Here is a 23,909-nt window from a genome sequence, read left to right as displayed (position 1 = left end):
AAAATATAGAAAAATCTTCAAAAGGGGTTTATCCAAATGTGGGAGCAACATGAAATACAAAAGCAACTCGGAATTATCAATGGCAAAGAAGCGCCAGACCTAATTATTCAGCATGCAACATATCTTCATTCCATCTTTAAGAAATGGGTGACAGGGAATATTTGGATTCAAGGCGATCGGATCGTCTATGCGGGAGGCAGAATGCCGGCCATGACGGAAGGCGCGGAAATCATCGATGCAACCGGCAAAAAAATCGTTCCCGGCTATATCGAACCGCATGTCCACCCATTCCAGCTGTACAACCCGGAAACATTCGCGGACTATGCAGGAATACTCGGAACGACGACATTTTTGTCAGACAACTTGACGTTCTTCCTGCTGCTTGGAAATGAAAGGGCATTCAAGCTGATCTCCCAATTGAATGAGTTGCCATTTTCCTTTTATTGGTGGGCTAGGTTTGATTCCCAAACGGTTTTGCAAAATGAAAGGGAAGTGTTCAACCTGGAGGCGATCGCTGAATGGCTGAAGCGTGACGACGTGCTGATGGGCGGCGAGCTGACAGGATGGCCGCGTCTCATGAACGGCGATCCCGAAATGACGGCGTCTGTCAATGCCGCGAAAAAAGCGGGGAAAAAGATCGAAGGCCACTTCCCGGGTGCTTCCGAACGGACGCTTGCGAGAATGAAGCTGCTCGGGGCTGACGGCGATCATGAAGCGATGACAGCTGATGAAGTGGAGTCGCGCCTGTTGCAAGGATACGCGGCGACCTTGCGCCATTCATCGATCCGACCGGATTTGCCTGATTTATTGAAAGGAATCATCGACAAGGAGTTGGACGTCTTCGACCATCTCATGATGACGACGGACGGCTCGACGCCTTCCTTCCATATTGACGGCGTCATGGACAAGTGTATCCAAGTGGCGCTCGATGGAGGGGTGGAGCCGATTGATGCGTATTTAATGGCATCTTATAACGTAGCCCGCTATTACGGCGTCGATGATCTGCACGGCGTCATCGCGACGGGAAGATATGCGACACTCAACTTCCTCGAAGATGAGAGGAATCCAGTGCCGACAGACGTTTTGTCAAAAGGGAAATGGCTGAAGCGCGAAAACGCATCGACAGAACCGTTCAAACAAGTGGATTGGTCGCTCGTTTCGGAATTCGTCCCGGATTTCGATTTGGATGAAAAGGATTTTGACTTCAACGATGCAGTTGGCATTGAAATGGTGAATGACGTTATTACAAAGCCGTATGAAGTAAGCCTTGACTTGTCGGTGGAAGAGCTATCATCGGAACATGATGAAAGCTTCCTTATGCTCATTGATCGACATGGAAAGTGGCGGGTGAATACCGTCATTAAAGGCTTCGCCAATCACGTGCAAGGCCTTGCCTCCTCCTACTCCAACACTGGTGATATTATCCTGATTGGAAAGGACAAGAACGAAATGCTGCTTGCCTTCCGGGAAATGAAGCGGATGAAGGGCGGCATGGTGCTTGTGGAGGACGGCGAAATTGCTGCCTCAATACCGTTGCCAATCGGAGGAGGTCTATCAGCTGAGCGTATGGAAGTATTGATTGACCAGGAAGTTGCATTGAAACAGGCATTGGCGGATCGGGGATACAAGCATGGTGATGCGGTCTATACATTCCTGTTCCTGCAGTCGACCCACTTGCCGTACATACGGGCGACTCAAGTCGGACTCTATCACGTTATGAAAAATGAAGTAATCATTCCGGCAACGGAAAGATAGGAGGAACGGATGAAAGGGAAAAAGGGAGGATGGCTGCTAGCCTTAGCCATCATGTTGCTGTTGCTGTCTGCGTGTTCAAAAAAAGAGAAAGCCGGCGCGGAAGAGATTGTTCCGGAGCCGGAAGAGATAGAAGAAGTCGAAACTGAAGAAGAGCCGATCGAGGAGCCTGAGGAAGAGGGATCACTCCTTTACCAGGAGCCATTCACCGGCATGTTAAGCGAGGAAGAAAAATGGGCGAGACCAGTGCTTGCAACGATTAATAATCATCCCCATGCAAGACCGCAATCGGGCATAAGCCAGGCGGACATCATTTATGAGTTCATGGCGGAAGGGAATGTTACGAGGTTTTTAGCGTTGTTCCAAAGCGAATTGCCGGAAACGGTCGGTCCGATCCGAAGTGCGCGTGACTATTTCATTTATCTTGCAAAAGGGATGGATGCATTTTACGTTGCCCATGGCTATAGCCCCGATGCACAAAAGCTGCTAGCAAACAGGTATGTCGACAATGTAAATGGCATGCAATATGACGGAACTTTATTTAAAAGATCGAGTGAACGCAAAGCTCCTCATAACTCATATATAACCGGTGAAAACATAGTAGCTGCAATGGAAAAGGTCGGGGCATCAGATGAAATCGCAAAGACACCTCCATTTACTTTCCATGAATCGGTAGAGGATGCTAAAATAGGGGATAGTGCATCGATGATTGTTGTCCGCTTTAGCTCTAGTCAGGATTTCATCAATACGTTTTCATACGATCCGGGAACGGAAACGTACAACCGGACGGTGAATGGAATACTTACGTTGGATAAAGCGAACGGAGAACAAGTCGGACTTTCCAATATTATCGTCATGGAAGCGGACCACCGTACAATCGACAATGTCGGAAGACAATCTGTCGATATTGAAAGCGGCGGCAAAGCGCTCCTTTTTCAAGCTGGCAACGTGAAAGAGCTGGAATGGAGAAACGTCGAAGGCTTCCTTGTACCAATGGAAAATGGAGTTCCTGCAAAACTTGTTCCCGGCAAGACGTGGATCCATATTATCCCTACGTATACCGGAATTTCAAAATCTGTCACGTACACACCTTAAGCAGTGAAAGAGGGGGAAACTTATGCAAATTGATAAAATCCGGAGTGAACAAACGGATCAGTTATTCAAAGCCATCTTGGAATTGAAAGATCTTGAGGAATGTTACAAGTTCTTCGACGATCTTGCGACGATGAGCGAGCTGCAATCGTTGGCTCAGCGTTTGGAAGTTGCCCATGCTTTGAGGCAGAAAAAGACGTATGACCGGATTCAAAATGAAACGGGTGCAAGCACTGCGACGATCTCAAGGGTAAGGCGTTGCGTAGATTATGGATCCGGCGGCTATAACACAGTGTTGGACCGCCTCTATCCAGAGCTTGCGGAGAATGACGATAAGAAGTAGGCTGAAAATCCATGAATCAAAGTCAAAAACGACTTTGTCTATACTCGGGACGGGCGGAGAAATCCGTCCGTTTTTTTGGTATACTGTTGAATAGCAGACGCTCCATGAGAATGGGGTGCATCCAATATGCAATTGAAAAATTAGGTGGTAGACAAAATGGACTATAAAACATGGCGCCACGCCTTTAAAGTGGATCCCGCCAAACGATTGGCGGACGAAGAGCTTGAGCAGCTTGCGGAATCCGGAACGGATGGCATTATCATCGGCGGCACGGATGGCGTGACGCTCGAAAATGTCCTCGACTTGTTGGCACGCATCCGGCGCTTCTCAGTACCTGTCGCGCTTGAAGTGTCAACTGTCGATTCGGTGACGATGGGGTTCGATTATTATTTCATCCCGACAGTTCTGAACTCGACCGACACGAAGTGGGTAAACGGCATTCACCAAGAGGCCTTGAAAGAATATGGCCATATGATGAATTGGGATGAAGTCATTGCAGAAGGCTATGTAATTGTAAATACCGAATGCAAGGCAGCGAAACTTACAGGCGTTATAGAAGCTCCAGACGAAGAAGATGTCGTCGCCTATGCGCGGATGGCGGAGCATCTATTCAATCTACCTGTATTTTATGTGGAATATAGCGGAACGCTTGGAGATCCGGCAATTGTGAGAGCAGCCGCACGAGTCCTCGAAAAGACGCGGTTATTTTACGGCGGCGGAATCCGGAATGTGGAGGACGCGAAAATGATGGCTGAAATAGCTGATACGGTTATCGTCGGCAATATTATTTACGAAGACTTTAAGGCTGCCCTTTCGACTGTCGAAGCAGTAAAATCGGTATCCCATTGACATAATTTACGGTATAATAAGGAACAAATGTTCTTTGGAAGGCGGGATTACGTATGAAAGAAATCGCGGAAAATCTGCTTGTCGGCATGAACCCCGAACAAGCCCGCGCAGTAAAAAAGACGGAAGGACCGCTGCTCATCATGGCAGGCGCAGGCTCCGGGAAAACGAGGGTGCTGACACATCGGATTGCGTATTTGATCGTCGAAAAAGGCGTGTATCCTTCCAATGTTTTAGCGATCACATTTACGAACAAAGCAGCCCGAGAAATGCGGGAAAGGATCGATGGTTTGCTCGGCACCGGCTCTGGCGACAGGATGTGGGTGTCGACATTCCACTCGATGTGCGTCCGCATTTTACGGAGGGACATCGATCGTATAGGAATTTCGAAAAGCTTCACAATCCTCGACTCCTCCGACCAATTGACAGCCATTAAAAATGTATTGAAGGAGCGAAATATTGATCCGAAACAATACGATCCACGTGCAATGCTAGGTGCAATCAGCTCGGCGAAAAATGAATGCATCGATGCGGATACGTATAGCGGGCAAATCAATCCGCATAACCCTTATGAAAAGACGATTGCGACTGTTTACGAAGGCTATACGAAAAAGCTGAGACAAAACCAATCGCTCGATTTTGACGACCTCATTATGATGACTCTCAAGTTATTCGAACGCGTCCCTGAAGTCCTCGAATTTTATCAAAATAAATTCCAATATATCCATGTCGATGAATATCAGGATACGAACAATGCACAATACCGCCTAGTCAATATGCTAGCGGCGAAATTCCGGAATCTTTGCGTCGTCGGTGATTCCGATCAATCCATCTACAGATGGCGCGGTGCTGATATCGGCAATATCCTATCTTTCGAAAAGGATTATAAAGATGCAACGGTCATTTTACTTGAACAAAATTACCGTTCGACAAAAACGATCTTGCAGGCGGCGAACGATGTTATCCAGAACAACAGAAGCCGCTACGACAAAAAGCTGCGTACTGAGAATGCTGAGGGTGATTCGATCACGATCTATAAGGCATCTGATGAAAAAGACGAATCCCAGTTCATCGTTCAGCAGATTATCGAACTGAAAGAAAGCGAAAACTTAAGGCTTGATCAGTTCGCGATATTGTATAGAACGAACGCGCAATCACGTGTCATCGAGGAATATCTCGTGAAATCCAACTTGGATTACACAATCGTCGGCGGCACGAAGTTCTATGATCGAAAAGAGATTAAAGACTTACTCGCTTATTTGCGTTTGATTGCAAATAATGATGACGACTTGGCTTTGGCTCGTATTATCAACGAACCGAAAAGAAGCATCGGCGCGACTTCTTTTGAAAGAATGGCGCAATTTGCGATCGAAAACGATAGATCGGTATTTGACGCGTTGCAGGAAGTGCACTTCATGGGTCTGACAGCAAGAGCTGCGAACGAAGCTTCGAAGTTCAGAGATATGATAGCTGGATTTACGCAAATGCAGGAATACTTATCCGTATCAGAACTCGTGGAGCAAGTGTTGGAGAAAACGGGATATCGGGATATGCTCATTCGTGAGAAGACGATTGAATCAGAAAGTCGATTGGAAAATATCGAGGAATTTCTCTCTGTTACGGAAGCTTTCGAAAAGAGGGCAGAAGAAGAGGAAGGCGACCGCTCGCTCGTCGCATTCCTGACAGACCTTGCTTTAATTGCCGACATCGATTCTTTGGATAAAGAAGAGAACCAATCAACAGAAAAAATCGTCCTTATGACGATGCATGCAGCAAAAGGTCTCGAATTTCCGGTCGTCTTCGTCATCGGCATGGAAGAAAACATCTTCCCTCATGCAAGATCGATCGGTGACGACGAAGAAATGGAAGAAGAACGTCGGCTTGCCTACGTTGCAATCACCCGTGCGGAACGCCGGCTCTATTTAACTTGCGCTGCTTACCGGACATTGTTCGGCCGCTCGAGTTTCAATAATCCATCTCGTTTCCTGAACGAGATCTCAGATGAAATCATAGAAGTGACATCGAATAATAATCAAGGCTTTTCTTATGGCGGATATGCAAGACAGGAAGCACCGGTGCGACCTGCTGTAAAAAGGCCGATTTATAAATCAAGCGGCGGAGAAAAGATGGGCTGGAAAGCTGGCGACAAGGCGACCCATAAATCTTGGGGGACAGGCATGGTCGTCAGTGTAAAAGGGAAAGAAGACGATCTGGAGCTCGATATCGCATTCCCGGAACCGGTCGGCATCAAACGGCTCCTTGCCAAATTCGCACCGATAGAAAAAGCGTAAGGAGAGGAAAGAATGGATCTTAACATAGATCGAAAAGCTGCCGAGAAACGAGTACAGGAACTCAATGAACTGCTTAAAGAGTACGGACACGCCTATTACGTGCAAGACCGGCCGATTGTGCCGGACTCCGTCTACGATAGCCTTATGCAGGAATTGCTCTCCATTGAGGCGACGAATCCGGATCTGATCTTCCCTGATTCGCCTACACAGCGTGTTGGAGGGGAAGTTCTAGAAGGTTTCAGCAAAGTCGTCCATGAGTATCCGATGTTGAGCCTTTCGAATGTTTTTAACGAAGAGGATATCCGCGATTTTGATAGACGGGTACAAGCGGGGGCAGGTCAAGTCTCATATATTTGTGAATTGAAGATTGACGGCCTCGCCGTTTCATTGAAATATGAAAATGGCATGTTCGTTCAAGGTTCTACACGGGGAGATGGGACGGTTGGAGAGGACATAACTGCCAACTTGAAGACGATCCGGACTATTCCATTGAAGCTCACCGAACCGGTTACGATCGAAGTGCGCGGAGAAGCGTATATGCCGAAAAAATCATTTATGAAATTGAATGAGACACGGGATGAAAACGGAGAAGAGCCATTTGCGAATCCAAGGAATGCAGCGGCAGGCTCACTTCGCCAATTGGATCCGAAAATAGCCGCGAGCCGTAATCTTGCTGTATTCATATACGGTGTTGGCGGTGACGGTGCTGCTTACGGGCAGGATAGCCACTCCGATTCGCTCGATTATTTAGCGTCGATCGGATTCGAAACGAATAAGAAGAGCAAACGGTGCAAAACAATTGAAGACGTAATCGCATATATAGATTCTTGGCAGGATCAAAGGCAGGATCTTGATTATGAAATCGATGGCATCGTCATTAAAGTGGATAACTATGAAGACCAGGAACAATTGGGCTTTACGGCAAAAAGTCCACGTTGGGCGACCGCCTATAAATTCCCTGCGGAAGAAGTGCATACAAAGCTCCTTGATATCGAGTTAAGTGTCGGGAGGACGGGTGTTGTCACACCGACCGCCATTTTGGAGCCGGTCCGAGTAGCCGGAACGACTGTTGCTAGAGCATCCCTCCATAATGAAGATCTTATTCGTGAAAAGGATATACGTATCGGCGATGCGGTTGTCATCCGGAAAGCTGGGGATATTATTCCAGAAGTCGTCAGTGTATTGATCGAGCAGCGTTCAGGCCATGAAGAACCTTATCACATGCCCGACAATTGTCCTGTCTGCGATTCTGAACTTGTCAGGATAGAAGGGGAAGTGGCGCTCCGTTGCGTGAATCCACAATGTCCTGCGCAGATGAAGGAGGCGCTCATCCATTTCGTTTCACGCAATGCGATGAATATTGAAGGGATTGGCGAGCGGGTCGTCGATCAGTTGTATACGTCAGGTCTCGTTCATGACGTTGCAGACCTTTACGGTTTGACGAAAGAACAGCTGTTATCTCTTGAGCGGATGGGAGAGAAGTCAGCGACGAATTTATTGACAGCGATTGAAGCTTCGAAGTCCAACTCATTGGAGAAGCTGCTGTTCGGACTTGGAATTCGGCATGTCGGGGAAAAGGCGGCGCACATCTTATCTGAGGAATTCGGCACGATGGAGAAACTCGCGAAGGCGGATGCGGAACGGCTTACGTCAATCCATGAGATCGGCGACAAAGTAGCGGACGCGGTCATCCAATTTTTCAATAATGAAGATGTATTGGAAGTGCTTAGAAAGCTGGAATCGTATGGCGTGAATATGGACTATAAAGGCAGAACGCGCCAAGAGATTCCGACTGAAGGACCGTTCGCCGGAAAAACGGTAGTGTTGACGGGCAAGCTTTCGATACTGACGCGCAACGAAGCGAAAGAACGGATAGAAGCGCTCGGCGGGAAAGTAAGCGGGAGTGTCAGCAAAAAGACGGATCTCGTCATCGCGGGGGAAGAAGCCGGATCGAAGCTTGCGAAGGCGGAAGAACTCGGAATTACGGTGTGGAACGAAACAGAGTTGGTCGACGCGCTCGGCGAAAAGGAGTAATTTTGAATGAAAAGGCTATTTATACTACCCTCTATTGCTGCCGTCCTTTTGTTGGGCGGCTGTCTACCGTCAATCGGACCTAACAAAGAGGAAGTCATCCAGGAAAATGAGGAGCAAGTTGAAGAAACAGTCATGATTCCAAACGTCCAAGTGGATGATGAATATTACAAAGTGCTTACCCCTCTCAAGAAGAGCGCAAGCCGTGGCCTTGTCGTGAGCAATATTTATACGAAATACGATATTGGGGAAGCAGAGGAAGGGTTATTGCGATTATCCGCCCAGCACTTCGACACGAAAAATTATCTCTTCCAAGAAGGACAGTATATCGATGCAGCGACAGCACGGGCATGGCTTGCCAGAAGCTCGGTGAATGAACAAGGCTTGAACCCGCCCGAAGCAAAAGGCGAAGATGCTGAAGAGAAACCGATCTATTTGGCGCATATTATCGAACAAAACTATTTGACGATGACGGACGATAAGAAAGTACGTTTATCTGGCGTTTCGATTGGACTCGCTTTAAATTCCGTCCATTACGATAAAGGCGGGAACGAGACGACGATATCTGACGCGGAACTCGAAAAACAAGGCATTGCCATGGCTGACAAAATTGTCAGCAGGCTACGCGCAAAAGAGGGATTCCAGGATATTCCGATCGTCGTCGGCCTGTTCAAACAAGAAAAAAGAAATGCGATTGTTCCGGGAACTTATTTCGCAACTGCTTTTGCTGACAAAGGAAAATCATCAGCTTCTGGGTGGAAAAAAGTGAATGAGCGGTATGTCGTGCTTCCCGCTCCCGCGGATATCGACAATTATATTGAAATCAATAGATCGTTCAGCAACTTCAAACAAGATATCGATGAATATTTTTCTAGCTTTGTAAATGTAATTGGAAAAGCTTTTTTCAAAGAAAATCGTATGGAATCCATTTCTATTGATATACCAATTCAATTTTTTGGGAAGAGTGAAGTCATCGGTTTCACACAGTTTTTAGCAGATCACATTATCAAGTATTTTCCGAATATCGATATTGAGGTTAGTATCACTTCGGTAAATGGTCCGGAAGCGCTAATTGTCAAGGAGGCCGGGGATGATGAACCGTTCATCCACATTTACGATTATTGAATATAAGATGACAAATGGCGCCAGCACCGAGGTGCAATGGATGCGCAGTAGCTTTTCAACATACCGCTAAGGTGGTATGATAAGTCGTACAATTGCAATTGGGGAGGAAATCAAATGACGAAATTTACGCCAGAAGACGTACAATACTTCGCGAATTTTGCAAGAATCGCCTTTTCAGATCAAGAGGCGGAAGTGTTTTCTGAAATCATTTCCGATCTTGTGGAATTTGGAGATGTATTAAAAGAAGTTGATACAACTAATATAGAGCCGATGACTCATCCGTTGCAGCTATTCAACGTGCTTCGGGAAGACGTCCCACAAGATGTATTGGATCGGGACGAAATGTTAGCGGGCGTAAAAGAGCATGAAGACGGAATGATTAAAGTTCCGAATATCCTGTGATAACGGTTTTTAGGAGGAAGTAACATGACGTTAATGAAAAAGACGGCAGCAGAACTTCAAGCACTTTTACATAACCGGGAAGTCTCTGTCAAAGAAGTGACCGAAGATTCATTTAAGCAGATCGCTGCGTTGGATGGTCAAGTGAAAGCATTCCTGGCGTTGACGGAAGAAGAAGCTTTAGCAAAAGCGGAAATGTTGGACAACTCATCGCTTGAAGCACGAGGACCTCTTTTCGGATTGCCGATCGGAATTAAAGATAACATTATTACAAAAGGCACTACTACAACTTGTGCAAGCAAAATGCTAGAAAACTTCGTTCCTGTCTATGACGCAACAGTCGTTGAAAAAGTGAACGAAGCGGGTATGATCAGTGTCGGTAAATTGAATATGGACGAGTTTGCTATGGGTTCTACAACTGAGCGTTCGGCTTTCCAAACGACTCATAATCCATGGAATTTAGACTGTGTGCCGGGCGGTTCATCGGGCGGTTCTGCGGCTGCAGTTGCTGCAGGTGAAGTGCCATTCTCGCTCGGTACGGATACGGGCGGATCTGTGCGCCAACCTGCTGCACTTTGCGGAGTTGTCGGGATGAAACCGACATACGGAAGAGTATCCCGTAATGGCCTTGTCGCATTTGCATCCTCTTTGGATCAAATCGGCCCGATCACTCGGACTGTTGAGGACAATGCACTTTTATTAAATGCCATTTCAGGTGTTGACTATAGAGACTCCTCTTCTTCACCACAACAAGTTCCTAATTTCAAAGATGCTTTAACTGGTGATATTAAAGGCTTGCGTATCGCAGTTCCTAAGGAGTATCTCGGTGAAGGCATCGAAGAAGACGTAAAAGATAAAGTCCGTGCTTCTTTGAAAGTTCTTGAATCCCTTGGCGCAACTGTAGGAGAAGTAACGCTGCCACATTCTAAATATGCTTCACCGACATATTATGCGATTGCTACTGCTGAAGCGTCTTCCAATCTTGCAAGATTTGATGGTATCCGTTATGGCTATCGTTCAGAAGATGCGAAAAACTTGGAAGAGATTTATTTACGCTCACGTGCAGAAGGATTCGGCACGGAAGTGAAAAAACGGATTCTTTACGGCACATATGCACTAAGCGCAGACCATCACGAAGATTTGTATGTCAAGGCAATGAGAGTCCGTACGCTAATCTCACAAGATTTTGCGTCCGTTTTCGAAAACTATGATGTCATCGTTGGTCCAACGAGTGCGACTACGGCATATGAAATCGGCGGAGCTGTGAAGGACCAAGTGACATTGTATGCAAACGATGTTTTAACAGTGTCTGTCAACTTGGCTGGCGTGCCGGCAATTTCGATTCCATGCGGCTTTTCGAATGGATTGCCAGTCGGTCTCCAAATTATTGGAAAACATTTCGACGAAGCACTCATTTATAAAGTGGCGCACGCGTTTGAACAAGCGACCGATTTCCATAAACGCACTCCAACGCTTGGGGAGGGGAATGAATAATGAACTTTGAAACGATTGTCGGACTAGAAGTCCACGTTGAACTGAAAACTGACACAAAAATCTTCTCACCGGCTCCATCTCATTATGGTGCTGAACCGAATATGAACATCCATGTGAAAGACTTGGCATACCCAGGAACATTGCCGACGTTGAATAAACGCGCAGTCGACTTTGGAATGAAAGCTTCACTCGCATTGAACTGTGAAGTGGCAAGAGTTATGAACTTCGACCGGAAGCATTATTTCTATCCGGACAATCCTGCAGCATTTCAAATCTCTCAAGACGATCGTCCGGTCGGCAAAAATGGATGGATTGAAATCGAAGTCGAAGGCAAAAAGAAAAAAATCCGTATCGAACGTATCCATTTAGAAGAGGATGCCGGTAAATTGACGCATTCCGAGAATGGTTATTCTCTCGTCGACTTGAATCGACAAGGTACGCCACTAATTGAAATCGTTACTGAAGCGGATATTCGCTCACCGGAAGAGGCATACGCTTTCCTAGAGAAACTGAAAGCGATCATTCAATATACAGGCGTTTCTGATGTTCGTATGGAAGAAGGTTCATTGCGATGCGACGCTAATATTTCTTTGCGCCCATTTGGACAAGAGGAATTTGGAACGAAAACTGAATTGAAGAACTTGAACTCCTTCAACTTCGTTCGCAGAGGGATTGCAAATGAAGTGGAGCGTCAAGAAAAGATCCTTCTCTCTGGCGGTAAAATCCAGCAGGAAACGCGTCGGTATGACGAAGCAACAGGCCAAACTGTGCTTATGCGCATAAAAGGCAGCGCAAATGACTACCGTTTCATCAATGAACCGGACTTGCCTGAAATCCATATCGACCAAGAGTGGATCGATCGTGTCCGTGCTGAAATTCCGGAACTTCCGGACGCTCGTAAAGCTAGGTATGTCAATGAACTTGACTTGCCGGAATATGATGCTCACGTCTTGACGTTAACGAAAGAGATGTCCGATTTCTTCGACGCGACTGTAGCAGCGGGGGCTGATGCGAAACTCGCTTCTAACTGGTTGATGGGTGAAGTGTCTGCATACTTGAATGCCGAACAGAAGGAGCTTCATGACACAGCACTTACTCCTGACGGTCTATCTAGCATGATCAAATTGATTTCGGACGGTACAATTTCATCTAAAATTGCTAAAAAAGTCTTCAAAGAATTAATCGAAAACGGTGGAAACGCTGCTGACATCGTAAAAGAGAAAGGCCTCGTCCAAATTTCTGACGAAGGTACTCTCCGCACAATCGTAACAGAAATACTCGATGCGAACGAACAATCAATCGAGGACTTCAAAAACGGCAAGGATCGCGCAGTCGGCTTCCTTGTAGGACAAGTAATGAAAGCGACAAAAGGTCAAGCGAACCCGCCAATGGTTAATAAAATCCTACTTGAGGAAATTAATAAGCGATAATCTTTATCCTCAATCGTCCTATACGGGTCTTGCGAAAGTCTCCGTATAGGGCGTTTTTGCTTGTTTTCGAGTCTTGCTCCGGGCTTCATTCGCTTTTGTTTGGCATCCTATTTGATTCGCACAGCGAATAGCCTTACACTTAAGAAAAAGGAGCGTGTCAGCAATGAAAACTGAAAAGCAGTATTTTGACGAAGCAATCTCACTTGCAGACTATATGGACAAGATGGAGAAACATAAAGAAAACAGCTTTGGCATTTACGAAAAATTCGACGTGCCTCAAGATGATGCGTTTATCGAAATAGCAAAAAAGGAAAAGCCCAATATACTAGTCATAACGGAAGATTGGTGCGGAGATGCAATGATGAACAATCCGATCCTGCGCCGATTTGCAGAAGCCGCGGACTTGGACGTGAGGGCTGTCTATCGCGATGAAGATACTGATTTGATCGACAGGCACCTGACAAATGGCGGAAGATCGATTCCAATCTACCTCTTGCTCGACCAAGAAGGCGAAGTACTTGCAAAATGGGGTCCTCGTGCAGCGTCCATCCAAGAAGACGTATTGGAACGCCGCAAACAACTTCCTGCTAAAGATGCGCCTGATTTTGAGGAGAAGCAAAAGGAATTCATTGCAGAATTAATGAAAGAATATACGACACTGCCCGAATTATGGCTCACTGTTTATGAAGATATTCGAAATACGTTCATGCCAGTATTGCAACAGACGAGATGATGCTGTAATGGGAACTTTTTAGTAGGACGAATAGTCCAAATAAGCGACTAATGTTGGTTTATTAACATGTGCAAGCGTTGCAATTTGTAGGAATTGAGAGGGAACATGTATGAAGCGTGCAAGAATCATTTATAACCCGACAGCGGGACGTGAAATATTCCGGAGACATCTAGCTGAAGTTCTAGAAAAGTTGGAGAAGGCAGGCTATGAAACTTCCGTACATGCGACCACGGGGGAAGGCGATGCAACAGAAGCAGCGAAGAAAGCTGTGGAACGTGGCTTCGATATCATCATCGCGTCAGGCGGGGATGGAACGTTGAACGAAGTCGTCGCAGGAGTGTCCTCATTTGATAAGCGACCGACAATCGGGCTTATTCCGACCGGAACGACGAACGACTTTGCACGGGCTTTGCGGATTCCTAGAGATATTGACGAAGCAATCGACATTATTATCCGTGGTGAGACGATTCCAGTGGACGTCGGTTTGATGAACGACCGTCATTTTATCAATATTGCAGGCGGCGGAAGAATGACTGAGCTGACGTATGAGGTGCCAAGCAAGCTTAAGACTGTTCTTGGCCAGCTAGCTTATTATTTGAAAGGGATTGAAATGCTCCCATCCATCCACTCAAGTAACGTAAAAATTGAGTATGATGATGAAGTATTCGAAGGGGAGGTAATGCTCTTCCTCGTAGGCTTGACTAATTCCGTCGGCGGCCTTGAAAAATTGGCGCCGGACTCCAGCATCAATGACGGCAAATTTACATTGTTAGTTTTGAAAAAATGCAATATAGCGGAATTCATTAGAATCGTCACGTTAGCGTTGCGTGGGGAGCATTTGGATGATCCGCTCGTCATTTCCGCCAAACCTTCAAAAGTGACAATCACTTCATCTGAAGAAGTGTTGCTGAATTTGGACGGAGAGTATGGAGGCACCCTTCCTGCCACGTTCGAAAACAGATACCGCCATATCGAAATGTTCGCACCACTAGACCAATTGCGAGAGCAGGATCGAATTGATAATGACCTAGAAAACGAAAAAGCTGCATTGGATTAACATCCAAGCAGCTTTTTATATTTTATTCAATTAATAAAATCAATCGCTTCATCTTGTTTTGCAGCGAGTGCGGGCAAGTCGTTGACAGGAATCCAGCGACAGTGGAAAATCATTCCGTTGTCTTTGCCATTGCTGTTTACACAAGTATCCCATTCGTTTTCATCTTCACCGATATAAGTGAGGTGAAAAATGTTTCTCTCGTGTATAACATCCTTTCTGTTTTCGGGAAAGTAACTGTTCTTATTCACTTTACCATTCAACTTAAGCTGTTCCCGCCGAATGCCTGTTTCCTCTTCGATTTCCCGATAAAGTGCATCAATGAGAAGTTCGTCATCTTCAATTGTCCCGCCAGGCACTTGCAATCCTGCTTCTGGATGATCTTTATGCTCGAACACAAGGATTTTCTGTTCAGCATGTTCATCCTTCGTAATGTAGGCTAAAACTTTTCTTTTAATTTCCATTGTGCTCACCTCTCTTTATCCCTTTATTATACACAACATTCTAAATTCTCTCAAGAGCAATACTCTAGTCGAAAACTTTTCACAATAACTGTGACAATCCTGTTATATCACTCGTAAAAAGGGAAAAGTATAAAACAGTATCTTATGATAGGAAAGAGGAATTCGAAGGACGGAGGGATCCCGTGTATAAGAAACAAGAGAGATGGCTCATGTGGCTTGTCTTTATCGTGGCGGGAATCATGTTGCTTTCTATTGTTGGAAGAATATTTGGAGGGTAAGGAGGAAAAATAGATGGGGAATGAAGAAGCCGTTTTTTATTCGCGTGTCTTAACGGAACTGACTTTATCTTTCCATATCATTTACGCGACGATTGGAGTCGGTGTCCCGCTCATGATCATGATCGCTCAGTGGGTAGGGATCCGAAAAAATGACGAACATTATATTTTGCTTGCCAGAAGGTGGGCACGCGGCTTTGTCATTACAGTCGCCGTCGGAGTCGTTACTGGGACTGCGATCGGTTTGCAGCTGTCATTATTATGGCCGAATTTCATGGAGTTTGCGGGGAATGTTATCGCGTTGCCGCTTTTCATGGAAACATTTGCGTTCTTTTTTGAAGCTATTTTCCTTGGGATTTATTTATACACATGGGACCGTTTTGAAAATCAGAAAAAACATTTGCTGCTATTAGTACCGGTTGCGATCGGCGCTTCGTTTTCTGCGGTTTTCATTACGATGGTAAATGCGTTCATGAATGCTCCTCAAGGATTTGACATTGTGAATGGGGAACTCGTCAACATTAATCCGATCATTGCGATGTTCAACCCAGCGATGCCGACGAAGGTTGCACATGTCGTTATTACAGCGTATATGACTGCGGCATTTGTGCTTGCGGCAATTGCAGCATTCAGGCTATTGAAGGGCTCGAATCATATCTATCACAAAAAAGCACTTTTTCTAACAATGAAATTGGGATTTGTTTTCTCTATAGCAACGGCTCTGATTGGGGATTTCTCCGGAAAGTACTTGGCGGAATACCAACCTGAAAAACTTGCTGCGGCAGAATGGCATTTTGAAACGCAGGAAAACGCACCTCTCATCTTGTTCGGAGTCATGAGCGACGGAGAAGTGAAATATGCTATTGAAATTCCATTCGGGCTTTCAATGCTCGCACATAATAACCCGAAAGCGGAAGTGATCGGCCTCGATCAATTTCCTGAGGATGAAATTCCGCCGCTGTATATCCATTATTTATTTAATATAATGGTCTTCATTGGCATGTGGATGACAATCCTCTCCGCATTGTACTGGATTGGCGTCAATCGTGGTTGGAAACGTGTGTCAACAAAGTGGTTCCGTTGGCTCATCGTCCTCGGAGCACCGCTGACAATCATCGCCATTGAATCCGGTTGGTGGCTAGCGGAAGTCGGACGGCAGCCATGGATTCTCCGCAAAATAATGCGAGTCGAGGATGCTGCAACAACGAGCGGGCAAGTCGACTTGATGCTGATGATGTTCGCGTTGCTATATTTGATCCTCGGTATCGGAAGTATCGTCGTCTTAAGCCGGATGTTCCGTAAAAATCCGGTCGAACGTGAGCTAGAAGATCGGCATATGGAAAAGGGCGGTGATGTACAATGAACTTGGAGATTTTAGGGATAACGGTTCTTTGGACTTTCCTCTTCGGTTATATTGTCGTCGGTGCCATTGATTTTGGCGCGGGGTTCTTCAATGCATACAGCTTACTGACAGGGAAACAGCGGATTTTGACGAAAGTCATCCAGCGTTATTTATCGCCGGTCTGGGAAGTGACGAACGTCTTTCTTGTCTTTTTCTTCGTTGGCATTATCGGGTTCTTCCCGAAAACTGCCTTCTATTATGGGACGACGTTATTGGTGCCAGTCAGCATAGGCGTCATCCTGCTCGCAATTCGCGGTTCGTATTATGCTTTCGAAACGTATGGGGCTAGAGGACACAAAGGCTATTCATTCATGTATGGGCTTGCGGGACTGTTGATTCCCGCTTCACTCTCCATCGTCCTGACGATTTCGGAAGGCGGCTTCATCGAAATGGTTAATGGAGCTCCAGTGCTCGATTACTGGGATTTATTCACAAGTCCTTTGACTTGGTCGATCGTCGTTCTTAGTATTTCCGCGACGCTTTATATTTCGGCAGTCTTCCTGACATGGTATGCGAATAAAGCAAGGGACAAGGGAGCAACCGATCTGCTCCGAAAATATTCGCTCATCTGGTCATTGCCGACGATTGTAACAGCGGGGGGCATCATATTTGAACTTCGTAAACATAATTTTGAGCATTATACGAACATCCAGGCATTCTGGCCGATGTTTCTACTTTCGTTCTTGTTATTTGTCGGAACGGTTTGGCTTTTATGGAAACGTCGTAGTTACGGATGGGCATTCGGATTGCTGCTAGGCCAATTCGCATTCGCGTTTTTTGGATACGGAGCATCGCATTATCCGTATTTGCTCTACCCGCATTTGACGATATATGACAGCTTTACGAATCCAGCGATGGCAATCTCGCTCGTAGTCGCTTTCATTCTTGGACTGTGCCTGCTGATACCGTCGCTCGTCCTGCTCATGCGTTTGTTCTTGTTCAATAAAAACTATGTTAGCGGAAAAGAGGATTTCCATGCGTAAAGGAGGCTTGCGGCATGACTGATTTTATAATTTTCTACGCGCCTTTTATCATTTTGATTGCGGCCATTGTCGTTGCATTTTTAATCGCGCCGATGGATCGTTCGGTAAATAAGGATGATTAACACGGAAAACAGACGTCACGAGGCGTCTGTTTTTCCTCTTTCAAAAGTTATCGATCATTTCGAGGAAGTTATCGATCACTTTCACAATTTTATCGATCATTCCGAGGGACTTATCGGTCACTTTCACAATTATATCGGTCACTTCTCAAAAGTTATCGTCATTTCGGGACCTTTGGCTCGCCTTGGATAGGTGAAATACGTGCTGCTTTCCATGCCTGCCGACACCATCTTTTGTGATAGACTATGTACATACGAAATTTGGAGGAAATATCATGTCTTTTATAGTAAATCAAAATGACCGACTCACTGTCCATGTGGAGGATTTGACGCATGACGGCTCGGGCGTTGCAAAAGTGGAAGGCTACCCGTTATTCATCCCAGGAGCATTGCCTGGCGAAGAAGTCGAGGTTAAAGTCGGGAAGACGTTGAAGAATTACGGATTTGCCCGTCTATTGAATGTATCGAAGCCTTCACCGAATCGCATTGAACCGCCATGCCATGTGTTCTGGGAATGCGGCGGTTGCCAGCTGCAGCACTTATCATACGAAGCCCAGCTCATCCAAAAGCAAAAACAAGTCCGCGATGTCATCGACCGAATCGCGAAATTGCCGCACGTACCTGTCCATCCAGTCAAAGGGATGGAAGACCCGTGGCGCTATCGCAATAAATCCCAAATCCCCTTCGCTGAACGGGACGGTAAAGTCGTATCAGGTTTTTATAAATCACGGACCCATCATATCGTCGACACGGACGTCTGCATCATTCAAAGCGAAGAAGCGGATGAACTCATGTCTACGCTGAAACATGAAATGCATGCGCTTGGATTAGAGGCGTACAACGAAAAGACCCACCGTGGCATGCTTCGGCATCTGATCGTTCGGAAAGGGAAGGCAACAGGGGAAATCATGGTTGTCCTCGTGACGCTGAAGAAAAAATTTCCCCAGAAAGAAGCAGTCATCGAGCTTATTAAGCGGGTCGTGCCGGAAGTGACGTCAATCATGCAAAACGTCAATGGAGAGAAGACGAATGTTATCTTTGGGAATGAAACGATACCTCTATACGGCAAATCATTCATCATCGACACGATCGGCGACATCCAGTTTGAAATATCGGCGCGCTCCTTCTACCAAGTGAACCCGGCACAAACCGAAGTGCTTTACAAGCAAGCACTTGACTACGCCAATTTGACTGGTGGCGAAATGGTCATCGATGCATATTGCGGCATTGGTACGATTTCATTATTCCTTGCTCAAAAGGCGAAGGAAGTGTACGGCGTCGAAATTGTCCCTCAAGCCATCGAGGATGCGAAGCGCAATGCGGAATTGAATGGCATGATAAATGCCCATTTCGAAGCAGGGGCAGCTGAAGACGTCATCCCTAGATGGTACGCAGAAGGCAAACGGTTCGACGTATTAGTCGTAGACCCGCCGCGTAAAGGATGCGATGAGAAGCTATTGCAAACAATCTTGGAATATAAACCAAAAAGGGTCGTATACGTTTCATGCAACCCAGGGACATTAGCACGCGACTTGCGGATATTAGAGGACGGCGGTTACCGGGCCAAAGAGGTCCAGCCGGTAGATATGTTCCCGCAAAGCAGCCACGTTGAATCTGTCGCTTGGCTGGAAATATAATTGCAACCTATTAGTAAAACTCCCAACTCAATTGCAGTGCATATTCACATGTAACTTATTATGGGTATTAAAAGGAGTCGATTGTTAATGACAAAAGTTACACCCTTCTTAATGTTTCAAGGCGGTAAAGCAGAAGAGGCAATGAATTATTACACATCGCTTATCGAGGATTCGGAAATTACTACTGTTATTCGATATGGGTCGAATGAGCCTGGCGGGGATGAAGGAACAGTGATGAAGGCTACATTCACTTTAAAAGGGCAGGAGTTTATGTGTATAGACAGTAATATCAAACATCAGTTTACCTTTACACCATCTTTCTCCATCTATATTAGTTGTGAAACAGACAAAGAAATCGATTATCTGTATGAGCAACTAATTGAAGGTGGACAAGCACTCATGCCATTAGGAGATTATGGATTCAGTAAGAAGTTTGGCTGGCTGAATGATAAGTTCGGCGTCTCTTGGCAACTTGATCTGACTGAATAATGCTTTGTGGATTTTAGGTGAACCTCAATACTAGAAATGAAAAGCCGATTGGTTATAAAAAACCACTCGGCTTTTTTTGATTGATAACAATATTGGACCGTCCTTTTTATTTCCCCGCAGGAATTTCATTACGCTTGTCGAAATAATACATATATCCTTTTCAGAAAGATGTGATTAAATGAATCCTTTTGTGTATGCATGTATTGCGCCTCATGGCGGTGAAATAATTCCGTCGCTTGCAGGCAATCAGCCTGAACGTATGAAGAAAACGAGAGACAGTATGGAAAAGCTGGGTGAAAAAATGAAAGCGGCGCGTCCGGATACGATCATCATTCTGACTCCACATGGGACCAGAATCGACGGCATGTTTTCAATTACGAACAGCGAGAGAATGTACGGAACCCTTGAGGAGAACGGCTCTTCTTATGAACTTGAACGCTCGGTCGATCGGGAGTTGGCATTGGCAATCACAAAAACTGCACAACAAAAAGGCATACCTGCAGCTTCCATTAATTTTGGAACAGCTTTAGGGCCGGTTTCTTGTTTGCCGCTCGATTGGGGCGTCATCGTTCCTATGGCATTTATGCCAGACGTGGAAATCGTCGTCATCAATCCAACCCGTGATCTGCCTTTTGCGTTACATATCGAAATGGGAGAGGTCATTCGTCAAGTCGTTCAAAATAGTGAAAAGAGGGTTGCATTGATTGCAAGTTGTGATTGGTCACATGCGCATGATGGAAATGGCCCATATGGCTATGACCCTGCTGCAATGCAATTGGACGAAGAAGTTGTAGATCTTTTAAAGGCAAATGATATTGAGAAAATGGCTGATTTTGAGCCAGACTATATCGAAGCCGCCAAACCGGACGGCATATGGCAAGCATTGATCATGGCTGGAGCAATTCCAAAAGCCGACCGTAAAATGCATGTTCTTTCCTATGAAGCGCCTACCTATTTTGGTCTCATTTGCGCGGAAGTTGAATAATCTGTTTCAGGAGGTATTCATATGGTAGAAGGAAAAGTGTTATTTATAACAGGAGCTGCACAAGGGATTGGCTTTGAAATCGCGAAAGAATTTTCTGAGGCTGGCGCTAAGGTTGTACTTTCAGATATTCATGAGGAAAAAGTGAAAGCTGCTGCCCGAAACCTTAATGGGGACGCTATTGGAATTAAATGCGATGTCACTTCCGAAGCAGATTTAGAAAAGGCGATCAATGAAGCGATCACTCATTTTGGTAAAATTGATATTCTCATTAATAATGCAGGGATGCAGCATGTTGCGATGCTTGAGGATTTTCCGACGGAGCGGTTCGAATTGCTTATCAAAATTATGCTCACAGCTCCATTCATTGCAACTAAACTTGTTTTGCCACACATGAGAAAAAATGGTTTTGGACGAATCCTGAATATGGCTTCGATCAACGGACTTGTAGGATTCGCGGGGAAAGCCGCGTACAATTCAGCTAAGCATGGTGTAATCGGTTTAACGAAGGTAGCGGCATTAGAAACGGCAGCAGACGGAATAACGGTGAATGCAATTTGTCCTGGGTATGTTGACACGCCGCTAGTGCGGAATCAGCTGCAAGACTTAGCGGCAACACGTAATGTTCCGCTTGAATCGGTATTAGAAGAAGTCATTTATCCATTGGTTCCTCAGAAGCGACTTCTAGATGTTAAAGAAATTGCCGACTTGGCACTGTTCCTTGCAAGTGATGGAGCGAAAGGCATGACCGGACAAGCGGTAGTTCTTGATGGTGGATATACAGTGCAGTAATCAGATGCCGCTTGATTGGCAAAGAAAAAAGACGATAGGCAAACCCATAATTGTTGGAGTTTGCCTACAGTCTGCTGCCGTTTAACGTGGGGTTGAAACTTCTTCTACGCCAACACCAAGCCGATCAAGGATGAATGCATAGCATTCCGCAGCCTCTTTCAAGTGATTGAAGCGCCCTGATTTGCCGAAGTGGCCAGCACCCATATTCGTTTTCATTACAAGTGTGTTGTCATCGGTTTTCAACGCTCGAAGACGTGCAACCCACTTGGCAGGCTCCCAATAACCGACACGTGGATCGTTGAGGCCGGTTGTAATGTACAAATGCGGATAGTCTTTCGCTTCCACATTGTCATAAGGGCTATAGGACTTCATATAGAAATAGTCTTCTTTTTCTTGAGGATTGCCCCATTCATCCCACTCCAAAGTAGTCAAAGGAATCGTCGTGTCCAGCATCGTAGTGACGACATCGACGAACGGCACTGCTGGAACGATGACCTTGAACAGCTCTCCTGCCATATTGGCGACAGCTCCAACTAGTAACCCTCCTGCACTTCCTCCGCGGGCAGCCATTTGACTCGGTGTAGTGTAGCCTTCCTCAATTAGATGTTTCGCCGTTGCGATAAAATCGGTGAATGTGTTTCGTTTGTGCTGCATCTTGCCATCCTCATACCAGCTCCGTCCCATTTCGGAACCGCCTCGTACTTGTGCAGTGACAAAGACAATCCCTTTTTCCAATAACGGCAGTCGATACGGATCGAAACGCGGATCGCTGTTCGCCCCATACGATCCATAGGCATATAAAATTAGCGGGGCAGGCCCATTGTCTAGCGCGCCTTCCTGATAGACGACCGTCATCGGAATGTTAACGCCGTCCTCTGCAGTTGCCCATAATTGCTCCTGATGGAATCGGGAACGGTCATATTCGCCGCTTACCGGTGCAACTTGCAAGCATTGTTTCTCGCCAGTTCCGGGATTTAGCCCATATGTTGTTTTTGGTGTCAGCAACGATTCGTATTGTAGTAATACTTCAGTAGCTTCGTAGCTTTGATTGGATAAAACCGCAACATTGTAAATCGGCTCGTCCCAGCTGATTTGCTCCAGCTCACCGTCGCGGAGCACCCAAATTTGCGTCAACCCATTCTCCCGGCCAGCAATTAGAAGAGTGTCGCGGAACGGATACACTTCTTGAAGATAACGGTCTTCATTATACTCAATGAGGTTTGTACGTGCTTCAAGATTATCTAGCGGACAACGGAGCAGCTGGAAATTCAACGCATTCTCGTTTGTCAAAATGAGCAAGTCATCGCCCCAATGCTCGACATCATATAGAATTCCATCACGCCGCGCATCCACTAGTTGCATGGGAGATAACGGAGCATCCGCATCCAGCATACGAATTTCACTCGTCGTTTTCGATCCTGAATGTGCAAAGATGAATTTCCCGCTTTGCGATTTTGTTACGTAAAGCGTAAATGTCTCATCCTTTTCTTCATAGACAAGCTCATCATTTTCCACGTCACTTCCTAAACGATGTCTCCATAGCTTGCAAGGGCGTTGATTGTCATCAACGGTAATGTAAAAAATATAGTCGCCGCAGCGGCTCCATTCCATACTTCCATATAAAAACACATTCGGAATCCGGTCTGGCAGTAATTCGCCTGTATTCATGTCCTTGACATGAATGGTGTACCGATCTGTGCCATCCCGGTTCTCCAAATAAGCGAGACGGTTATGATCAGTGCTCATCCGCTGCACCGTCACGCTTAAATAGTCACTTTCCTCTGCCAATTCATTCAGATCAAGCACTACTTCTTCAGTCGTTTCAGCCAAAAGTTCACGGCTTGCCGATTGCTTGCGTGCATAGATTGGATATTGCTTGCTTTTATCCAAACGTGAATAATAGAAGTACTGTCCATGCTGCACAGGCACGTTCACTTCCGAATCGGGAACACGATCCACCATGCTTTGATAAATATGCTCGGTTTGTTCCTCGAGCGGGCGCATGATTTCATCGAAATACCGATTTTCTTCCTCTAAATACTTGATGACCTCAGGATTATTGCGATCCTTTAGCCAATAGTAGTCGTCTTCACGCACATCTCCATGTAATTCATGGGGATGGGGAATGCGTTTTGCAATTGGTTTTTTCATTTGGATTCTCCTTTCGATATAATAA

21 protein-coding genes are annotated in these 23,909 nt (G+C 45.8%); 19 read left to right on the top strand and 2 right to left on the bottom strand.

Features of this window, described 5'->3' with window-relative positions; all coding sequences use genetic code 11:
• Nucleotides 1–36: 36 nt before the first annotated feature.
• From ACR65H_RS17485 to ACR65H_RS17430, 12 genes are all read left to right on the top strand, one after another.
• Nucleotides 37–1,755: an adenine deaminase C-terminal domain-containing protein gene (locus ACR65H_RS17485; RefSeq protein ID WP_440502103.1), complete on the top strand. Its 1,719-nt coding sequence runs from the start codon at nt 37–39 to the stop codon at nt 1,753–1,755.
• A 9-nt stretch (nt 1,756–1,764) separates the two neighbouring features.
• Nucleotides 1,765–2,847: a DUF3048 domain-containing protein gene (locus ACR65H_RS17480; RefSeq protein ID WP_440502101.1), complete on the top strand. Its 1,083-nt coding sequence runs from the start codon at nt 1,765–1,767 to the stop codon at nt 2,845–2,847.
• Nucleotides 2,848–2,869: 22 nt separating this feature from the next.
• Complete coding sequence (locus ACR65H_RS17475) at nt 2,870–3,187, top strand: YerC/YecD family TrpR-related protein (protein WP_440502099.1); 318 nt, start codon at nt 2,870–2,872, stop codon at nt 3,185–3,187.
• A gap of 156 nt (nt 3,188–3,343) precedes the next feature.
• The gene (gene pcrB / locus ACR65H_RS17470; protein ID WP_440502097.1) at nt 3,344–4,036 is read left to right on the top strand and encodes a heptaprenylglyceryl phosphate synthase; all 693 of its coding nucleotides are present in this window, start codon (nt 3,344–3,346) and stop codon (nt 4,034–4,036) included.
• A 53-nt stretch (nt 4,037–4,089) separates the two neighbouring features.
• Entirely contained in the window at nt 4,090–6,324 is a 2,235-nt protein-coding gene (gene pcrA / locus ACR65H_RS17465) for a DNA helicase PcrA (RefSeq protein ID WP_440502095.1), read from the top strand.
• Between the two features lie 12 nt (nt 6,325–6,336).
• Complete coding sequence (ligA, locus tag ACR65H_RS17460; protein ID WP_440502093.1) at nt 6,337–8,358, top strand: NAD-dependent DNA ligase LigA; 2,022 nt, start codon at nt 6,337–6,339, stop codon at nt 8,356–8,358.
• A gap of 6 nt (nt 8,359–8,364) precedes the next feature.
• On the top strand, nt 8,365–9,480 hold the full coding sequence (locus tag ACR65H_RS17455; protein ID WP_440502091.1) for a CamS family sex pheromone protein: 1,116 nt from the start codon (nt 8,365–8,367) through the stop codon (nt 9,478–9,480).
• Between the two features lie 114 nt (nt 9,481–9,594).
• Nucleotides 9,595–9,882 carry an Asp-tRNA(Asn)/Glu-tRNA(Gln) amidotransferase subunit GatC gene (gene gatC, locus ACR65H_RS17450; RefSeq protein ID WP_440502089.1) on the top strand — a complete coding sequence of 96 codons (288 nt, stop codon included), beginning with the start codon at nt 9,595–9,597 and terminating at the stop codon, nt 9,880–9,882.
• Between the two features lie 24 nt (nt 9,883–9,906).
• The gene (gatA, locus tag ACR65H_RS17445; protein ID WP_440502087.1) at nt 9,907–11,373 is read left to right on the top strand and encodes an Asp-tRNA(Asn)/Glu-tRNA(Gln) amidotransferase subunit GatA; all 1,467 of its coding nucleotides are present in this window, start codon (nt 9,907–9,909) and stop codon (nt 11,371–11,373) included.
• Nucleotides 11,373–12,803, top strand: coding sequence for an Asp-tRNA(Asn)/Glu-tRNA(Gln) amidotransferase subunit GatB (gene gatB / locus ACR65H_RS17440; RefSeq protein ID WP_440502086.1), 1,431 nt, complete (start codon nt 11,373–11,375; stop codon nt 12,801–12,803). Before gatA ends, gatB begins: the two co-directional genes overlap by 1 nt.
• Before the next feature lie 163 nt (nt 12,804–12,966).
• Nucleotides 12,967–13,536, top strand: a complete 570-nt coding sequence (locus ACR65H_RS17435) for a thioredoxin family protein (RefSeq protein WP_440502084.1) — start codon at nt 12,967–12,969, stop codon at nt 13,534–13,536.
• A gap of 109 nt (nt 13,537–13,645) precedes the next feature.
• Nucleotides 13,646–14,593, top strand: a complete 948-nt coding sequence (locus tag ACR65H_RS17430; RefSeq protein WP_440502083.1) for a diacylglycerol kinase — start codon at nt 13,646–13,648, stop codon at nt 14,591–14,593.
• A gap of 26 nt (nt 14,594–14,619) precedes the next feature.
• On the opposite strand, the gene ACR65H_RS17425 is transcribed toward ACR65H_RS17430, so the two are convergent.
• Nucleotides 14,620–15,054, bottom strand: a complete 435-nt coding sequence (locus tag ACR65H_RS17425) for an NUDIX hydrolase (protein ID WP_440502081.1) — start codon at nt 15,052–15,054, stop codon at nt 14,620–14,622.
• A gap of 291 nt (nt 15,055–15,345) precedes the next feature.
• On the opposite strand from ACR65H_RS17425, the gene ACR65H_RS17420 reads away from it, so the two are divergent.
• From ACR65H_RS17420 to ACR65H_RS17390, 7 genes are all read left to right on the top strand, one after another.
• Nucleotides 15,346–16,692: a cytochrome ubiquinol oxidase subunit I gene (locus ACR65H_RS17420; protein ID WP_440502079.1), complete on the top strand. Its 1,347-nt coding sequence runs from the start codon at nt 15,346–15,348 to the stop codon at nt 16,690–16,692.
• Entirely contained in the window at nt 16,689–17,714 is a 1,026-nt protein-coding gene (locus tag ACR65H_RS17415; protein WP_440502077.1) for a cytochrome d ubiquinol oxidase subunit II, read from the top strand. Before ACR65H_RS17420 ends, ACR65H_RS17415 begins: the two co-directional genes overlap by 4 nt.
• Before the next feature lie 14 nt (nt 17,715–17,728).
• On the top strand, nt 17,729–17,836 hold the full coding sequence (gene cydS / locus ACR65H_RS17410) for a cytochrome bd oxidase small subunit CydS family protein (protein ID WP_440502076.1): 108 nt from the start codon (nt 17,729–17,731) through the stop codon (nt 17,834–17,836).
• Between the two features lie 272 nt (nt 17,837–18,108).
• Nucleotides 18,109–19,470 (top strand): 23S rRNA (uracil(1939)-C(5))-methyltransferase RlmD, encoded by a 1,362-nt coding sequence (gene rlmD / locus ACR65H_RS17405; protein WP_440502075.1) that lies wholly within the window; start codon nt 18,109–18,111, stop codon nt 19,468–19,470.
• 87 nt (nt 19,471–19,557) lie between these two features.
• Nucleotides 19,558–19,959, top strand: coding sequence for a VOC family protein (locus ACR65H_RS17400; protein ID WP_440502074.1), 402 nt, complete (start codon nt 19,558–19,560; stop codon nt 19,957–19,959).
• Nucleotides 19,960–20,137: 178 nt separating this feature from the next.
• Nucleotides 20,138–20,944 (top strand): DODA-type extradiol aromatic ring-opening family dioxygenase, encoded by an 807-nt coding sequence (locus ACR65H_RS17395; protein WP_440502072.1) that lies wholly within the window; start codon nt 20,138–20,140, stop codon nt 20,942–20,944.
• Nucleotides 20,945–20,965: 21 nt separating this feature from the next.
• A complete protein-coding gene (locus ACR65H_RS17390) occupies nt 20,966–21,733 on the top strand; it encodes a 3-hydroxybutyrate dehydrogenase (protein ID WP_440502071.1) in 768 nt (255 codons plus the stop codon).
• 81 nt (nt 21,734–21,814) lie between these two features.
• Here the strand turns inward: ACR65H_RS17390 and ACR65H_RS17385 are convergent, their stop codons facing one another.
• Nucleotides 21,815–23,884, bottom strand: a complete 2,070-nt coding sequence (locus tag ACR65H_RS17385) for a S9 family peptidase (RefSeq protein WP_440502069.1) — start codon at nt 23,882–23,884, stop codon at nt 21,815–21,817.
• Between the last annotated feature and the right edge of the window lie 25 nt (nt 23,885–23,909).

This window comes from Sporosarcina sp. SAFN-015 (genome assembly GCF_059415085.1).
Note: the sequence above shows the minus strand (reverse complement) of the source record. Positions and strands in the feature narration are given on the sequence as shown.

Bases quoted from the DNA above. Each gene is read 5' to 3' on its own strand.
- ACR65H_RS17485 (WP_440502103.1), top strand. From the start codon at position 37: ATGTGGGAGCAACATGAAATACAAAAGCAACTCGGAATTATCAATGGC.
- ACR65H_RS17480 (WP_440502101.1), top strand. From the start codon at position 1,765: ATGAAAGGGAAAAAGGGAGGATGGCTGCTAGCCTTAGCCATCATGTTG.
- ACR65H_RS17475 (WP_440502099.1), top strand. From the start codon at position 2,870: ATGCAAATTGATAAAATCCGGAGTGAACAAACGGATCAGTTATTCAAA.
- pcrB (WP_440502097.1), top strand. From the start codon at position 3,344: ATGGACTATAAAACATGGCGCCACGCCTTTAAAGTGGATCCCGCCAAA.
- pcrA (WP_440502095.1), top strand. From the start codon at position 4,090: ATGAAAGAAATCGCGGAAAATCTGCTTGTCGGCATGAACCCCGAACAA.
- ligA (WP_440502093.1), top strand. From the start codon at position 6,337: ATGGATCTTAACATAGATCGAAAAGCTGCCGAGAAACGAGTACAGGAA.
- ACR65H_RS17455 (WP_440502091.1), top strand. From the start codon at position 8,365: ATGAAAAGGCTATTTATACTACCCTCTATTGCTGCCGTCCTTTTGTTG.
- gatC (WP_440502089.1), top strand. From the start codon at position 9,595: ATGACGAAATTTACGCCAGAAGACGTACAATACTTCGCGAATTTTGCA.
- gatA (WP_440502087.1), top strand. From the start codon at position 9,907: ATGACGTTAATGAAAAAGACGGCAGCAGAACTTCAAGCACTTTTACAT.
- gatB (WP_440502086.1), top strand. From the start codon at position 11,373: ATGAACTTTGAAACGATTGTCGGACTAGAAGTCCACGTTGAACTGAAA.
- ACR65H_RS17435 (WP_440502084.1), top strand. From the start codon at position 12,967: ATGAAAACTGAAAAGCAGTATTTTGACGAAGCAATCTCACTTGCAGAC.
- ACR65H_RS17430 (WP_440502083.1), top strand. From the start codon at position 13,646: ATGAAGCGTGCAAGAATCATTTATAACCCGACAGCGGGACGTGAAATA.
- ACR65H_RS17425 (WP_440502081.1), bottom strand. From the start codon at position 15,054: ATGGAAATTAAAAGAAAAGTTTTAGCCTACATTACGAAGGATGAACAT.
- ACR65H_RS17420 (WP_440502079.1), top strand. From the start codon at position 15,346: ATGGGGAATGAAGAAGCCGTTTTTTATTCGCGTGTCTTAACGGAACTG.
- ACR65H_RS17415 (WP_440502077.1), top strand. From the start codon at position 16,689: ATGAACTTGGAGATTTTAGGGATAACGGTTCTTTGGACTTTCCTCTTC.
- cydS (WP_440502076.1), top strand. From the start codon at position 17,729: ATGACTGATTTTATAATTTTCTACGCGCCTTTTATCATTTTGATTGCG.
- rlmD (WP_440502075.1), top strand. From the start codon at position 18,109: ATGTCTTTTATAGTAAATCAAAATGACCGACTCACTGTCCATGTGGAG.
- ACR65H_RS17400 (WP_440502074.1), top strand. From the start codon at position 19,558: ATGACAAAAGTTACACCCTTCTTAATGTTTCAAGGCGGTAAAGCAGAA.
- ACR65H_RS17395 (WP_440502072.1), top strand. From the start codon at position 20,138: ATGAATCCTTTTGTGTATGCATGTATTGCGCCTCATGGCGGTGAAATA.
- ACR65H_RS17390 (WP_440502071.1), top strand. From the start codon at position 20,966: ATGGTAGAAGGAAAAGTGTTATTTATAACAGGAGCTGCACAAGGGATT.
- ACR65H_RS17385 (WP_440502069.1), bottom strand. From the start codon at position 23,884: ATGAAAAAACCAATTGCAAAACGCATTCCCCATCCCCATGAATTACAT.